Annotated in this window: 10 protein-coding genes; 2 read left to right on the forward strand and 8 right to left on the reverse strand. The window is 63.9% G+C overall.

Features of this window, described 5'->3' with window-relative positions; all coding sequences use genetic code 11:
- Together ACIPZB_RS17845 and ACIPZB_RS17850 are read right to left on the reverse strand one after the other, a co-directional pair.
- The coding region (locus ACIPZB_RS17845) for a type VI secretion system Vgr family protein (RefSeq protein ID WP_400641877.1) at positions 1 to 1,289 on the reverse strand (1,289 nt) is incomplete at its 3' end.
- A 239-nt stretch (positions 1,290 to 1,528) separates the two neighbouring features.
- Positions 1,529 to 2,287, reverse strand: coding sequence for an SDR family NAD(P)-dependent oxidoreductase (locus ACIPZB_RS17850; RefSeq protein ID WP_400641878.1), 759 nt, complete (start codon positions 2,285 to 2,287; stop codon positions 1,529 to 1,531).
- 208 nt (positions 2,288 to 2,495) lie between these two features.
- On the opposite strand from ACIPZB_RS17850, the gene ACIPZB_RS17855 reads away from it, so the two are divergent.
- On the forward strand, positions 2,496 to 3,503 hold the full coding sequence (locus ACIPZB_RS17855; protein WP_400641879.1) for an NAD(P)-dependent alcohol dehydrogenase: 1,008 nt from the start codon (positions 2,496 to 2,498) through the stop codon (positions 3,501 to 3,503).
- 47 nt (positions 3,504 to 3,550) lie between these two features.
- Here the strand turns inward: ACIPZB_RS17855 and ACIPZB_RS17860 are convergent, their stop codons facing one another.
- The 6 genes from ACIPZB_RS17860 to ACIPZB_RS17885 all read right to left on the reverse strand — a co-directional run bounded on the left by ACIPZB_RS17860 (position 3,551) and on the right by ACIPZB_RS17885 (position 12,849).
- Positions 3,551 to 5,197 carry a fatty acid--CoA ligase gene (locus tag ACIPZB_RS17860; RefSeq protein WP_400641880.1) on the reverse strand — a complete coding sequence of 549 codons (1,647 nt, stop codon included), beginning with the start codon at positions 5,195 to 5,197 and terminating at the stop codon, positions 3,551 to 3,553.
- A 46-nt stretch (positions 5,198 to 5,243) separates the two neighbouring features.
- Positions 5,244 to 7,769 carry an RND family transporter gene (locus tag ACIPZB_RS17865; protein ID WP_008095759.1) on the reverse strand — a complete coding sequence of 842 codons (2,526 nt, stop codon included), beginning with the start codon at positions 7,767 to 7,769 and terminating at the stop codon, positions 5,244 to 5,246.
- 30 nt (positions 7,770 to 7,799) lie between these two features.
- Entirely contained in the window at positions 7,800 to 8,876 is a 1,077-nt protein-coding gene (locus ACIPZB_RS17870) for a WD40/YVTN/BNR-like repeat-containing protein (protein ID WP_400641881.1), read from the reverse strand.
- A gap of 64 nt (positions 8,877 to 8,940) precedes the next feature.
- A complete protein-coding gene (locus ACIPZB_RS17875; RefSeq protein WP_400641882.1) occupies positions 8,941 to 10,299 on the reverse strand; it encodes a DUF1329 domain-containing protein in 1,359 nt (452 codons plus the stop codon).
- A 34-nt stretch (positions 10,300 to 10,333) separates the two neighbouring features.
- Positions 10,334 to 12,199 carry a DUF1302 domain-containing protein gene (locus tag ACIPZB_RS17880; protein WP_400641883.1) on the reverse strand — a complete coding sequence of 622 codons (1,866 nt, stop codon included), beginning with the start codon at positions 12,197 to 12,199 and terminating at the stop codon, positions 10,334 to 10,336.
- A gap of 83 nt (positions 12,200 to 12,282) precedes the next feature.
- Positions 12,283 to 12,849 (reverse strand): alpha/beta hydrolase, encoded by a 567-nt coding sequence (locus tag ACIPZB_RS17885; RefSeq protein WP_008095754.1) that lies wholly within the window; start codon positions 12,847 to 12,849, stop codon positions 12,283 to 12,285.
- 247 nt (positions 12,850 to 13,096) lie between these two features.
- Here ACIPZB_RS17885 and ACIPZB_RS17890 point away from each other — a divergent pair, with 247 nt between their 5' ends.
- A complete protein-coding gene (locus ACIPZB_RS17890) occupies positions 13,097 to 14,152 on the forward strand; it encodes an AraC family transcriptional regulator (protein ID WP_400642069.1) in 1,056 nt (351 codons plus the stop codon).
- The last annotated feature ends 10 nt before the right edge of the window (positions 14,153 to 14,162 follow it).

The following is a 14,162-nucleotide window of genomic DNA, read 5'->3' on the forward strand; positions in this document are numbered from 1 at the left end:
GCGCTCTCTTCGCCGGTATTCCACTCGTCGCGGTCGAAGAGGAAATTGACCCGGTAACGGCCTTGCAGATCGATATGGCCGTAAGGGTCGTTTTTGCGCGAGCTGGTGACCCTGGCCGGTACAGTGCCGGCGATGTTCGGCTTAGGGACAAGCTTGGGACGAAAGCACACCGTCTCCGAATACGGGATGGCTTCGAAAGTGACTTCCAGGCTGCGATCACGTGCGGCTTCGATGACCAGGCCGGTAATCACCGCGCCGGGCTCGAAGGCCTGCGGTGCACCACCGGCAATCTTCAGCACCTGCCCCGGCGCCAACGATGGGCTGCTGCTGGCACCGCTGAGCCGGGTCTGATCATTGAGGTACAGCTCGTGCCGCAGGCGGGCGTAGAAGTAGCCGCTCTCACTGAGCAGGTCTTCGTGCTGATCGATAGCGTCCCCCAGCACCGCATAGGGTTCGGCGTAGCGGTAGCTCTCGCCGTAGGTGGTGGTGGCGCCTCGGCTATGGTCGACATCGGCGTCCAGATAGGCCGCCGCGTCACGGTGCTGATAAGCACGGATGTTGATGTGCTTTTCCACCACCTGGTGCCGGGTCTGCAACGCCCATACCGCATCCTTGTCGGTGCTGCTCAGGCCCGACTGCGGCCGACACAGCAGCTCGACGCCAAACTGGTAGTTGCGCTGATCATCATGGAACTCGACCACCTCGATACCCAGCCGATCATCGCTGGTGAAGCGGTACCAGATGCCGACCTCGGCGAGCAGGCGGCTGATGAACGCCAGGTCGCTTTCGCCGTACTGCATGACCTGCTCGCGCCGGGGGTACTCGCGCACCAGGTCGAAGAAAAAGTGCTGGCCTTCGAACTCATGGCGGCTACGCAGGATGTGCTCGACGATCTCCGGCACCGACTGGTGCTGGTAGAGGCGGTATTGCTGGCCGCGTTCTAGCAGGGCCAAACGCGGCTGCAGGGTGAGCTGATAGCGGGCTTCATCCGGGGAGTCTGACAGTCGCCTGAAGCCGGTGATCACGCCATGCAGCGTGCGCAGGGGTTTGGCCGGAGGAATGTTGAAACCAGGCAGAGACGGCTGAGCGGGGCCGTGCAGGCTGAAGGTGGCGCCCTTGCCGAGCAGGCGCTCGGCGGCGATGTCCTGTACCGCGCAGGTGAACGTCACCGTGTAGCAGAACGGGCGACTGAGCCCCTCTTCGCCTTTGAAGGTCAGGACGTCGAGTTTGGCTTCAAGGCCGGTGACGTCCAGTTTGTGCCGGCTGTGATCAAAGAAGGGCTGCGCCATTTTTCGGAACTCCACTGCGGTGAAGTTCCGAACCTTGGCGCACAATTTCTGAGGGGGCCACCCTTCCGGGGGAATATAGACGCGTCCTACATTTGACCGGAATTTATCCTACAAAATCTTACATCCTGTACCGCCCTTATCGCGGGACGAACCCGCTCCCACAGGTGCTGCGCTGCCCTTGAGGCTGCGCCAGTCCTGTGGGAGCCGGCTTGCCGGCGATGAGGCCGGTACAGCCTGAATCACATAGCCGTCTTGCCACCATTCACATGCAGCACCTGCCCGGTAATGAAGCTCGCCTGCTGCGACGCCACGAACAAGATCGCATCCGCCACTTCTTCCGGCCTGCCAATACGCCCCGCCGGAATGGTCGCCGCCACCATCGGCAATTTGTCCGCGCCATCGGCAATGCGCTCAAGCATCTCGGTAGCGATCGGCCCCGGTGCCACCGCATTGACCCGCACATTGAACTGGCAGGCTTCCAGCGCCGCTGCCTTGGTGAAACCTTCGATGGCATGCTTGCTGGCCACGTACATCGGTGCCAGCGCATTGCCGCGGCTGCCCATGGTCGACGACAGGTTGACGATGGCGCCCGATGCCTGATCGGCCATGACCCGCAGCTGATGCTTCAGGCACAGGAAAGTCCCCAGCGCGTTGGCATTGAACGCAGCCGTGTACGCCTCCACCGTCTGCTCCCTGATCGGGCCGCGCGCGCCCTCGTAGCCGGCGCTGTTCACCGCCACATCCAACCGCCCGAAACGCTCCACGCAACGGTCGACCAGCTGGGTCACCTGCGCTTCATCGCTGACATCGGCTTGCACGAATTCAGCCTGTGCACCCATGGCATGCAACTCGGCCAACAGCTGTTGCCCGGCCGTGGTATTGCGCCCGGAAACGACCAGCCGCGCGCCCTCGCGGGCGAAGGCGATCGCCGTGGCATAGCCAATGCCTGCGGTGGCGCCGGTGATCAAAACCACTTGTTGTTCAAACTGCTTGCTCATGGCGGATATCCGAATGCAGAAGTGTAGGGACTTGCAGTTATAGGGATTGCGCCAAGACGAAAGTTGACGTTTTGGGACACCTTCGGGGGGCCTGTCATCAAAGGGAAACCGATTGTCATCTCAGGTCAACAACGGTTCGCCCGGGCATGCCTATGATCCGGCCAGACTGTGCTTCGACCCTTTCTCAACCGTCGCAAGGACCCGTAACGTGAAAGCCATCCAACTCCAGCGCCCCGGCGGCCTGGACCAGCTGCGCCTGGTCGACCTGCCCATGCCCGGCGCACCGCAACCTGGGGAAATCCAGGTGCGCATCCATGCCAGTTCGCTCAACTACCACGACCTGGGCGTGGTCTGCGGCCAGCTCAAGGTCGACGACAAGCGCATCCCCATGGCTGACGGTGCCGGCGTGGTCACCGCCGTGGGCGACAACGTGACGGAATTTGCCGTTGGCGATGCCGTGGTCTCGTGTTTCTTCCCCCACTGGCAAGCCGGCCGAGCAGTGCCCAGCACCTTCAAGACCGTACCCGGTGATGGCGTCGACGGCTTCGCCCGCGAGTACGTCAACATGCCCGCCCAGGCCTTCACCCACGCCCCCAAAGGCTACACCCACGAACAAGCGGCCACGCTGACCACTGCGGGCCTGACCGCCTGGCGCGCATTGGTGGTGGACGGCCGCCTGCAGGCCGGCGATACGGTGTTGGTGCTGGGCACAGGTGGGGTGTCGGTGTTCGCCCTGCAAATGGCCAAGGCCATGGGCGCGCGGGTGATCGCCACCACCTCGTCGCAGGACAAGCAGGCCCGCTTGCTGGCACTGGGTGCCGATCAGGTGATCAATTACCGTCAGCACCCCGATTGGGGCGATGTGGTGTTGGCCGCCACCGGTGGGCGCGGCGCGGACATCGTGGTGGAAGTGGGTGGCCCGGGCACCCTGCCCAACTCGATCAGGGCCTGCGCGGCGGGTGGGCATATCGCCTTGATCGGCGTGCTGACCGGCATCGCCGGCAACGTGCCGACCGTCGAGATGATGCGCAAGCAGCAAACCCTGCGCGGCCTGATCGTCGGCAGCCGCGAACAACAGCAGGACATGGTGCGCGCGCTGGAAAACTTCGAATGGCGCCCGGTGATCGACAGCCGCTACCCACTGGAGCGGATTGCCGACGCCTTTGCCCACCAGCGGGCGGCCAAGCACTTCGGCAAGATCTGTCTGCATTACTGAACCCGACAGCGGTGCCGCCCGTGGGCGGCGCCGCCTGCCGGGGCGGTTCATGCCCCCATGTGCATCTCGCGGATCAGCTTCTTGTTGATCTTGCCAACGCTGGTCTTGGGGATGTCGGCCACGAAGTGCACCTGCCGTGGAATGGCCCACTTGTTGATCAGGCCACTCTCGACGAATTGCTTGAGGTGCGTCTCGAGCCCCAGCTGGTCCAGGCTGTCACCTGGGATGCAGACCACCAGCGCGATCGGTCGCTCGCCCCAGTGTTCGTCGGGAATGCCCACCACCGCCACGGCGTTGACCGACGCATGCTGGCTGATCAGGTTCTCCAGTGCCAACGAACTGATCCACTCACCGCCGGTCTTGATCACGTCCTTGATCCGGTCCTTGATCTCCAGCACGCCGTGGCGGTCGATCGAACCCATGTCGCCGGTGTGCAGCCAGCCGTCCTGCCACAGTTCGGCGCCCTTCTCCGGCTCGTGCAGGTAACCCTGGGTCAGCCATGGCGTGCGCACCACGATCTCGCCCAGCGACTCACCGTCATGGGCTACCTCATTGCCGCTGGCATCGACGATACGCAGATCGACCATGGCCACCGGCGCACCAGTCTTGATCCGTTGCGCCACCTGCTCGCCCATGGGCAAGGCCAGGTCTTCGTCGCGAAGGTGGGTCAGGGTCAGCAGCGGGCAAGTTTCCGACATGCCGTAGCCGCTGAAGATCAGCATGCCGCGCTCGCTGGCCTGGCGTGCCAGGCCGTGGGTCAGCGCACTGCCGCCGAGCAGGATTTTCCAGCGGCTGAAATCGGTGTGCTGGGATTGCGAGCTTTCGAGCATCATCTGCAGCAAGGTCGGCACGCAGTGGGAGAAGGTCACCCCTTCTTCACGGTACAGCCGCACCAGCTTGTCCGGCTCGTAGCGGCCCGGATACACCTGCTTGATCCCCAGCACCGTAGCCGTGTACGGCACGCCCCAGGCGTGCACATGGAACATCGGCGTGATCGGCATGTACACGTCGCTGGAACGCAGCAGCGGCTGGCCCTCGTAGGCGGCGAAGGTGCCCAGCTGGTTCAGGGTGTGCAGCACCAACTGGCGGTGCGAGAAGTACACGCCCTTGGGGTTGCCGGTGGTGCCGGTGGTGTAGAACAGCGTGGCCACCGACTGCTCGTCGAAGTCTTCGAAATCGGCTTCGATGCTCGCTGCGTCCAGCAGCGTCTCGTACTCGCCCAGCACCGGCAGCGAAGTGGCCGCGGCCTCCCCGTCGGTCAGTTGCAGGTAGCCTTTGACCGTGCCCAACTGGCCGTGGATCTGCTCCACGAGCGGCACGAAGTCGTCATGCACCAGCACCACGTCGTCCTCGGCGTGGTTCATGGTGTAGGCCACCTGCTCCGGCGACAGGCGGATGTTCACCGTGTGCAGCACCGCACCGATCATCGGCACGGCGAAGAAGCATTCCAGCGAACGGTGGCTGTCCCAGTCCAGTAGCGCCACGGTATCACCGGCCTGCACGCCGGCCTCGCGCAGCACGTTGGCCAGGCGCCGCACCCGCTGGTCGAGCTCGCGGTAGGTGTAGCGCAGCTTGTCGGCGTAGACGATTTCCTGGTCCGGCTGGTGCCGCACGCCCGACATCAGCAGGCGCTTGATCAGCAGTGGGTAGTCGTAGGCACCGGGTGCCGGGGGCATAATTTTTGTCTTGGCCATGAAGTTTGTTTCCGATTTCCTTGTTCGTTTCGACTCGAAGGCCTGCTTACGCCTGCACCCGCGCTTGCGCGCGCGGCACCGGGGCGCTGTCACAAGGCTGAGGTTCAGCCTCGCAGGGGGTGGGAGCGGCAGCGACAAAGCGCTTGTCGGGCAGCAGGAAGTGCGACAGCGCCGGGATCAGCAGCAGCGCACCGAGCATGTTCCAGAGGAACATGAAGGTCAGCAGGATGCCCATGTCGGCCTGGAACTTGATCGGCGACCAGGCCCAGCCGACCACGCCGGCTGCCAGGGTGATACCCACCAGCCCGACCACCCGGCCGGTGAAGGCCACGGCGTTCTGGTAGGCCTCGCCCAGGGTGCGGCCCTGGCGTTGGTAGTGCAGCTGCACGCTGAGCAGGTACAGGGCGTAGTCCACACCGATACCGACGCCCAGGGCGATCACCGGCAAGGTGGCCACCTTCACGCCAATGCCCATGAACACCATCAGCGCCTCGCACAGCACCGAGGTCAGCACCAGTGGCAGCAGCGCCACCAGGGTCGCGCGCCAGCTGCGGAAGGTGATCAGGCAGAACAGCGTCACCGCCAGGTAGACGAACAGCAGCATGGTGCGGTTGGCTTCGCGCACCACGATATTGGTGGCGGCCTCGATGCCAGCGCTGCCGGCAGCCAGCAGGAACTGGCGGTCGGGGGTGCTGTTTTCGCGGGCGAAGCGGTCGGCGATGGCCACCACGTCGTCCAGGGTCTGGGCCTTGTGGTCCTTGAGGTAAGCGATCACCGGCATCATCGAGCAGTCGTTGTTGAACAGCTCCGGAGCGTTGACCGAGGCCTGCTGGGCGGCGTAGTTGAGCATGTCCTGGTTACGCTGCAGGCTGCTCATCTTCGGGTTGCCCTCGAACGAGCCCGCGGTGATCTGGCGCACGGCGTTGACCAGCGACACGGTGGTCTGCACGCCCGGATACTGCTGCAGCTCCCAGGCCAGTCGGTCGGCCAGGATCAGCGTCTTGTAGTTCAGGCAGCCTTCCGGCGCGGTCTTGATCATCACCGCGAACATGTCGCTGGACAGCGCGTAGTGGCTGGTGATGTAGGCGTTGTCGCGGTTGTAGCGCGAGTCCGCACGCAGCTCCGGCGCACCGCTGTCGAGGTCGCCGATCTTCAGCTGCAGGCTCACCCAGAAGCCGCCCAGGCCCATCAGCGTGGCGACCAGTACTGCGCCGGTTGCCCACTTGCGCGTGGTGAAGCGGTCGAGCGCGTCCCACAGTTTGCCGAAGCCACGGTGCTCGGCGGCACGCAGGTCGATGCGCAGGGCGCGTTCGGACGCCTTGCGACCCACGCCAACGTAAGACAGCGACACCGGAATCAACAGCAACGAGGTGAAGATCAGCACCGCCACGCCAATGCTCGCGGTGATCGCCAGGTCCTTGATCACCGGGATGTCGATCAGCATCAGCACGGCAAAGCCCACGGCGTCGGCCAGCAGCGCCGTCACCCCGGCCACGAACAGGCGGCGGAAGGTGTAGCGCGCCGCCACCAGCTTGTGGGTACCCCGGCCGATGTCCTGCATGATGCCGTTCATCTTCTGCGCCGCGTGCGACACGCCGATGGCGAAGATCAGGAACGGCACCAGGATCGAGTAAGGGTCGATGGCATAGCCCAGCCAACCGACGATACCCAGCTGCCACACCACCGCCGCCAGCGAGCAGAACACCACCAGCAAGGTGCTGCGCACGCAGCGGGTGTAAAGGAAGATGATCACCAGCGAAGTGACCACGGCCAGGGCGAAGAACATCATCACCTGGATCAGACCATCGATCAGGTCGCCCATCAGCTTGGCGAAGCCGATGACCCGCACCTTGTACTTGCCGTGCCCTTCTTCACCCGACAGGCGCGCCTTGGTGTCGCCGTCGAATTCATACTTGTCGCGCAGCTTCTCTTCGAGCATCTGCGAGAACTGCCGGTAGTCGATGCCCCGTCCGGTGGCCAGGTCGTGGTCGAGCAGCGGTACCACCAGCATGCTCGACTTGAAGTCGGTCGCCACCAGGCTGCCGACGATACCGGCACGGCTGATGTTCTGCCGCAGCTGTTCGATATCGGCTTGCTTGCCCTGGTAGTCGTCGGGCATCACCGGGCCGCCCTGGAAGCCCTCCTCGGTGACCTCGGTCCAGCGTACACCTGGGCTCCACAACGATTTCATCCAGGCACGGTCGACGCCCTGGGCAAGGAACAGCTCGTCGTTGATCTGCTTGAGCACGTCCAGGTACTCAGGGTCGAAGATATCGCCCTGGGTGTTCTCCACCACCACCCGCACCGAGTTGCCCAGGCCGCGCAGTGACTTGCGGTTTTCCAGGTAGTTCTGGATGTAGGGCTGGCTCTGCGGGATCATTTTCTCGAAGCTGGGGCGCAGTTCCAGGCGGGTCACAGCCACATACCCGAGGACCAGCGTGGCCAGCACCATGAACAGCATGAACAGCGGGCGATAGTTGAAGACCATGCGTTCCAGCAGATTGCCGGAATGCCGGTCGAAATCCCGCAGGTCGCGGATCACCGGCATGGTGTCTTGCTTGATGTTGGCCATCACGAGGTTCTCTTGTAATTCTTGTGGGTCTTAGTGGGCCGCAAGTACGCGTACGCCGCGCTCGCCTACCAGCACGATGCCGTTGGCGCCGGTCTGCAGGGCGCCGGCCACCGGTGCCAGCGGCACCTGCGGCTGCAAGGCAAAACTCTGGCCGCCGTCACGGCTGCGCAGCACATGTCCAGCCTGGCTGTACAGCCAGAAGTCACCGCTGCTGTCGAGACTGGCGCTGGTAATGCTCAGGGCAAGGCCGGTGTCCACCTTGGTCCAGCTCTGCCCGCCGTCGAGGCTTCGCGCCACATGGCCACGCAGGCCATAGGCAAGCACTTCGCCGGGTTTGCCAACCAGGCCGAACCAGGTGCCCTGGTAAGGACTTGGCAAGGCGACGAAACGCTGCTGCTGGGCGTTCCACTTGAGCAGCAGGCCCTGCTCGCCAGCCACGTACAGCTCATCGCCCACCGCACGGATGGCATTGAGGTGCAAGCCTTGCGGGTTGTCGGTGCTGTCCTGCATCGGCACCCAGCTGTTGCCGCCGTCGTCGGTACGCAGGATCAGGTTGAACACCCCCACTGCGTAGCCATGCTTGGCGTCGGTGAACCACACGCCGAGGAACGGCTTGTCGGCGCCCTCCTGCTCCAGGCGCTGGCCTTCGGCGGCGAACTGCGCCCAGCGCTCATCGTCCGGGTGGGCCGTGGCCAGGGCCTGGTAATGGGCCGCCACCAACGCGCCGATGCGCCGGCCATCGAGCTGCACTGCCCAGCTGGCACCGCCGTCACTGCTGTGCAGGATCACGCCATCGTTGCCCACCGCCCAGCCTTGTTCGGGGGTGGGGAAAACCAGGGCATTGAGGTCGGCACTCACCGGCACACTGGCCTGGCGCCAGTCCTGGCCCTGGTTGTCGGAATACACGATGTGGCCACGGGGCCCCACCGCCACCAGCCGGTCACCGGCCCGCGCCACATCGCGCAACGCGGTGTGCGCCGCCAGTGCGCTGGCCTTGGCCGGCAGGTCCAGCACATCGACATACGCCGCCTGGGCCGCACCGAAGGTGCCGCCCAGGGCGAGCGTGATTGCCAGCGCCAACGGCGCATACTTGTTCAAAGAAGCCATGCCACATCCTCTGCAAGACTTGCCGGCGGCCCTCCAGGGCGCGCCGGCAGGCTGATCGTCGGGGTCAGCGAATACCGGCGCCAGCCAGGGCTTCCGGCGACCACTGCGCCTTGGACAGAGGGGCGATGTACTCGATACCGCCGTGTGGGCCGATCAGGCCGTTGACGTTGTAAGTACCACCGACCAGGTCGTAGACCACATGCGGGTTGTTGTTGGGGATCTGCTTGTCGTAGCTCTGGGTGAAGAAGCTGAACGAGCCGCGATACAGCTGGCCACGGGCGTCGTACTGGTCGGATGCCAGAGCGAACCAGCTGTCCTCGTCGAGGTAGAAGCGGCGCTTGGCATAGATGTGGCGAGCATTGCCCTTGAGCGTGCCTTCCACTACCCAGACGCGGTGCTTCTCCCAGCGCACCTGGTCAGGCGACAGGTGGTTCGGCGTGGTCAGGGTTTTCGGGTCGTGGATGTAGGTCAGCTTGTAGGTGTTGTACGGCACGTACATTTCCTTCTTGCCGACCAGGGTCCAGTCGTAGCGGTCCAGCGCGCCGTTGAACACATACACGTCATCGAAGGTGCCCGAACCTGCGGTACCTGGGTTCGGCGTGTCGTAGGCCAGGTTAGGTGCCAGTTTCACGCGACGCTGACCCGGCAGGTACTGCCACGCGCGGCGCTCTTGCACCAGCGGGTTGGCGGCGTCCTTGAGCATCATCGATTCGCCGGCGCGACGGGCCGGGCCTTCGAAGTACAGCTTGGTCTGGAAGTAGATGTCCTTGGGTTCGATGACCTTGTTCAGGTCTTCGTAGATCGGGTAGGCGTTATAGGCCAGGCCCGTGGTGGCCAGGGCGGCGACACCGGCGGAGTCGACGTTCCAGGAGTCATACTTGGCCTTCTGTGCCACGCCCTGGTAGCGCAGCAGGTGGTTCCACATGGCCTCGGCGCCCGATTGCGGGATCGGGAACGGCACACCCGGCAGGACATTCTCGATGGCCAGGCCGTTTTCCAGGGATTTGGCATTGGCGGCATTCTTCAGGGTGTTGTCGAGCAACGCCTTGGGCAAGGCGGCGGTACGGTGGCTTGGATAGACGTCGATATGGAAGGTCGGGAAACGCTTGGCCAACTCCACGGTGGTGGCCGTCAGCTGGTCCTTGTACTTGTCGACGTTCTTGGCGTCGATCACCAGCAGCGGTTTGTCCGCGGCGTAGGGATCGGGGCGCATGCTATCGCCCTGTTTGAAATCGGCAGGCGGGGTGTTCAGGCCCCCTTGGTAGGCCGGAATCGAGCCGTCGGCGTTGGCCGCCTTGTCAGCACCTACCAGGGTCAAGTCCTTGCCCAGTCGGGCGACTTCCTGGGCCGGGGCGGCCGCATGGGCCGAACCTGCGATGACGAGCGCAATGGAGGCCGACAGCAGGCTATTGAGATACTTCATCGCTTTTCTCCGCTTTGTTGTTGTACTGGAGCTTTTAGAAGGTGGTCTTGAACGATGCAGTGAGCATGCCGCGGTCCTTCAGCAGCGGCGCGAGGCCGGCCTGCGAAGTGATCTGTCCGGGGATGCACTGGTAGCGTCCGTTGGTGCCTGGGGTGTTGTTGTCGGTACCGGTCTCACAGGTATCGAACTTGCCGAAGGAATCGACGTACTTCAGGTCGAACTTGTATTTCTGGTAGACGTCAGCGGCGATACCGATCGAGTAGCTGCCGGAGTCTTCGTTACCGCCCAGCTGGACAGCCGAGTTGCCTTTCAGGCCGACGTTGTAGGACAGCGGCAGGGTGATATCGACCCCCGGCAGCGCCTGGAACCAGGTCGGGGTGAAGTTGACCGCCAGGGTGTAGGCATTGGTGGTGACCTTGTCGACGCCTTCGTAGGTGGAGTCACCCTTGAAGGTCTGCTCGGCCTTGTCGACGCTGACCAGGTGGGTCATGGCGCCTTCCACGGCCAGCGACGAGGCGTTCCACAGCGGCGTGGCGCCGAAGGTAACCAGGCCGTTGAGCACCACATGGAAGGTCTTGCCGCGGGCCAGACCGGTTTCACCGTGGCCTGGCACTTCACCGATCAGGTTGGTGCCGCCGGCAGTGCCGGCCAGGGCGTTGTACAGCGGGCCGTTGATGGTGCTGAAGTTGCTGATCAGCGGCATGTTCTCGCGGTAGTTGACGTCCAGCCCCACGCTGACCGGGCCGACGTTCTTCGCCAGGCTGATGCCGTAGATATCGATGTCGTCGGCGTAGGCTGTCATGTAGGTGGTGCCAGCCAGGCTACCGGTGTGCAGGTTGGGGGCGTTGATCAGCACCGCCGGGGTCGGGTCGGAGGTGTTGCGGTAGTAGAAGCCCAGGGTGCCGTCGAGCCATTCCGGGCTCCACTTGGCCATCACGCCGAAGTCGCCCGAGTTGTGTGGACGGATGTCATGCCCGCGGGGCGCTCCGTAGAAGGCACCGGCACCGCCGACGGCGTTGGGCACCGGCAGCCAGAAGATGTCGGCACCTTCGCCGAGCATGTCGTAGCCGCCCATGTAGGTGCCACCTTCCGGCAGGCGCGAGTTGTCGAACTCAAGGAAATACTGCGCCGCCAGGGTCAGCTCGGGGTTGACCGTGAAGCTCATGGACAGCTGCTTGCGCGGCATGAACAGTTCTTTGGTTTCGGTACCCGGCACGTTGTACAGCTTGGCCAGGTCCAGCGCCGACTGGCCATAGTTGATGCCGTTGGCGGCGTTGAACAGGGTTTCGCCCCAGTACACCGAGTGCCAGCCGAGCTTGCCGCTCAACATCGATTCTTCGCCGACTTCGGTGTTGTAGAACACGAACGCGTCGAGGAACTCGCCGGACGGGCCGTTGTAGTAACGGTCGCTGTAGTTGCTCAGGCCGTGACGCTTGGACGGCCCACCCTGCAGCACGGTGCCCGCCGGCAGGTTGCCGACTGGACGCGCCAGCACCAGGTTGCCGGCATTGCCTGCCTGGCCTGGGAACGGGTTGGAGTTGGAGCCGACATTGTCATAGGCGTGGTCGTACCAGCTGGCGGCACTGACGCGCATGCCCATGGTGTCCTTGTAGACCACGTCCAGCTCGGTCAGCAGGTCCAGGCGCTGGGTCGTCGCGCTGCCGACGCTGAAGTTCTTGTCGCCGTCGTTGAGGTTGGCGGTATTGGCGATCTTGGCGTTTTCACCTTCGACACGCTGGCCATAGCTGAGCTTGGCGGTGTTGTCGAAACGCACGCTCCAGTCAGGGTTGGAGAGGTCGAGCTGGAATGCCTGGGCAGCCGGTACCCCGCCGATGACCAACAGTGTGACCATCAGGTTGCGGCGGTGAAGGCAGAAGAGAACGTTTTTATTGTTGTTCATGCGATGTCTCTGCTTGGGATGTACAAGGTGCCAGCAATGATCGGGCGCTGGCGGACCCTGGGCGTGCGCGTGCCTTGCGCCGCTTAGTGATCGAGTTGCTGGACGAGTACCTCGGCGTGTGGCCATGGGCCGAAGCCCGAGGCAGGGTTGAGGTGGCCGACGTCGCCGAGGTCGATCAGCGCACTACCCCACTGGTCGGCCATGCAGGCGACCGCTTCGAAGCTGGCCAGGTGATCGTTGCGGCTGGCGGCTACCACGCTTGGGAAGGGCAGACGGCCGCTGGGCAGTGGCGCCCAGCCATTGGCGCGCAGGGTGTCGGGGGTGGGGTAATTGGCCGGCCATTCGGTATCCAGGTCTGGCGGAGCGGCCAGCAAGGCGCCCTTGATCGGACGCTGGTAGCGCGCAGCCCAGTGCGCCACCATCAATACCCCGGCGCTGTGCGCGACCAGGATCACCGGGCCCTCGATGCTTGCCAGCTCACGCTCGATCGCTTCGACGCGGGCGCTGCAGCTGAGCTTGTCGGTTTCCAGTGGCGGCACCGAGCGGACCTTGCCCAGGCGTGCCTGCAAATGGGTTTGCCAGTGTTCAGGTACATGGTCGCGCAAGCCAGGCACGATCAGCACGGTTGCAGTGGTTTGCAGTTTTTCCACGTCGAGGCCCTTTGTTCTTGTTAGGTCGGTCGATTGCCGACTGCTTGGGGCCAGAGTAATGAGTCGCCCTGCCAGGCGCTTTACATTGCGCGTCACGAACTTTTCAGTTGATGACACGCCCTGGGTTGCGCCGACCACCCGTGGCCGGCCGCTCGGAAATGACTTTGCATCTGACGACACAAGCGCTATAAGTGGACAACCCGCCAGCGCAGCGGGAGCTCATCAAGATCACGTGGAAAACAATAAAATGACCGTGCTCGCCCGTGCCGCGACCCTGACCAATTACCTGGAAGTTTCCCGCCATCTAGGCCTGAACGGCCATGGCCTGCTGGCCCAGAACGGCCTCAGCGCTTCTTTGCTGGAAACCCCCGACCAACGTATCCCCGTAGCCGCCGCCATCAACGTGCTGGAAGAGTCGGCGCGACTGAGCGGCTGTGAAGCGTTCGGCCTGCGCATGGCCGAACTGCGCCAGCTGTCGGATTTCGGCGAAGTCAGCCTGCTGATCAGCCACCAGCACTCGCTGCGCGACGCCTTGCAGGTGATCGTGCAGTACCGCCACCTGCTCAACAACGCCCTGGCCATCCATGTAGAAGAGATCGGCAAGACCGTGATCATCCGTGAGGAGGTCATCACCGATCAGCCCATGCACAGTCGCCAGGCCATCGAACTGGCCATTGGCGTGATGCACCGCTTCTGCTCGGCACTGCTCGGCCCGCACTGGCACCCGATCAGTGCCAACTTCACCCACGCAGCGCCTGCCGACCTGGCCATCCATCGGCGCATCTTCGGCTGCAAGCTGGAGTTCAACAGCGACTTCAACGGCATCGTCTGCTCGGCGTCCGACCTCGACACCGCCAACCCCCAGGCCAACGAAGGCATGGCGCGGTTGGCGCAGCGTTACGTGGGATTGTTGCAGGATGAAAACCTGCCGTCGCTGACCCTCGAAGTACGCAAGGCGATCTTCCTGCTGATGCCCATGGGCCGCGCCACCATCGAGCACATCGCCCAGACCCAGGGCATGAACGTGCGCACCTTGCAGCGCCGCCTGGAGGAAGAAGGCGCGACCTTCAGCGAGCTGGTCAACGGCGTGCGCCGCGACCTGGTGGTGCGTTACCTGGAAAGCCCCGGCTATTCGCTGGGGCGCATTGCCGACATGCTCGGCTATTCCATGCACAGCTCGTTCACCCGCTGGTTCATCAGCCAGTTCGGCCAGCCGCCGGCCAGCTGGCGGGCGCAGCACGAACTGCAGGTGCCACCCAAGCGTAACAAAAACGCCGGCCAAGGTTCGGCCGGCGTACGCTGAAAGTCTGGGG

Origin of the sequence: Pseudomonas sp. NPDC089396, from assembly GCF_044749545.1 — a bacterium.
In the GTDB taxonomy this organism is placed as follows: domain Bacteria; phylum Pseudomonadota; class Gammaproteobacteria; order Pseudomonadales; family Pseudomonadaceae; genus Aquipseudomonas.

Excerpts from the sequence above, each read along its gene's own strand:
- ACIPZB_RS17850 (WP_400641878.1), bottom strand. The coding sequence starts at position 2,287 with ATGAGCAAGCAGTTTGAACAACAAGTGGTTTTGATCACCGGCGCCACC.
- ACIPZB_RS17860 (WP_400641880.1), bottom strand. The coding sequence starts at position 5,197 with ATGGCCAAGACAAAAATTATGCCCCCGGCACCCGGTGCCTACGACTAC.
- ACIPZB_RS17865 (WP_008095759.1), bottom strand. The coding sequence starts at position 7,769 with ATGGCCAACATCAAGCAAGACACCATGCCGGTGATCCGCGACCTGCGG.
- ACIPZB_RS17870 (WP_400641881.1), bottom strand. The coding sequence starts at position 8,876 with ATGGCTTCTTTGAACAAGTATGCGCCGTTGGCGCTGGCAATCACGCTC.
- ACIPZB_RS17875 (WP_400641882.1), bottom strand. The coding sequence starts at position 10,299 with ATGAAGTATCTCAATAGCCTGCTGTCGGCCTCCATTGCGCTCGTCATC.
- ACIPZB_RS17880 (WP_400641883.1), bottom strand. The coding sequence starts at position 12,199 with ATGAACAACAATAAAAACGTTCTCTTCTGCCTTCACCGCCGCAACCTG.
- ACIPZB_RS17890 (WP_400642069.1), top strand. The coding sequence starts at position 13,097 with ATGACCGTGCTCGCCCGTGCCGCGACCCTGACCAATTACCTGGAAGTT.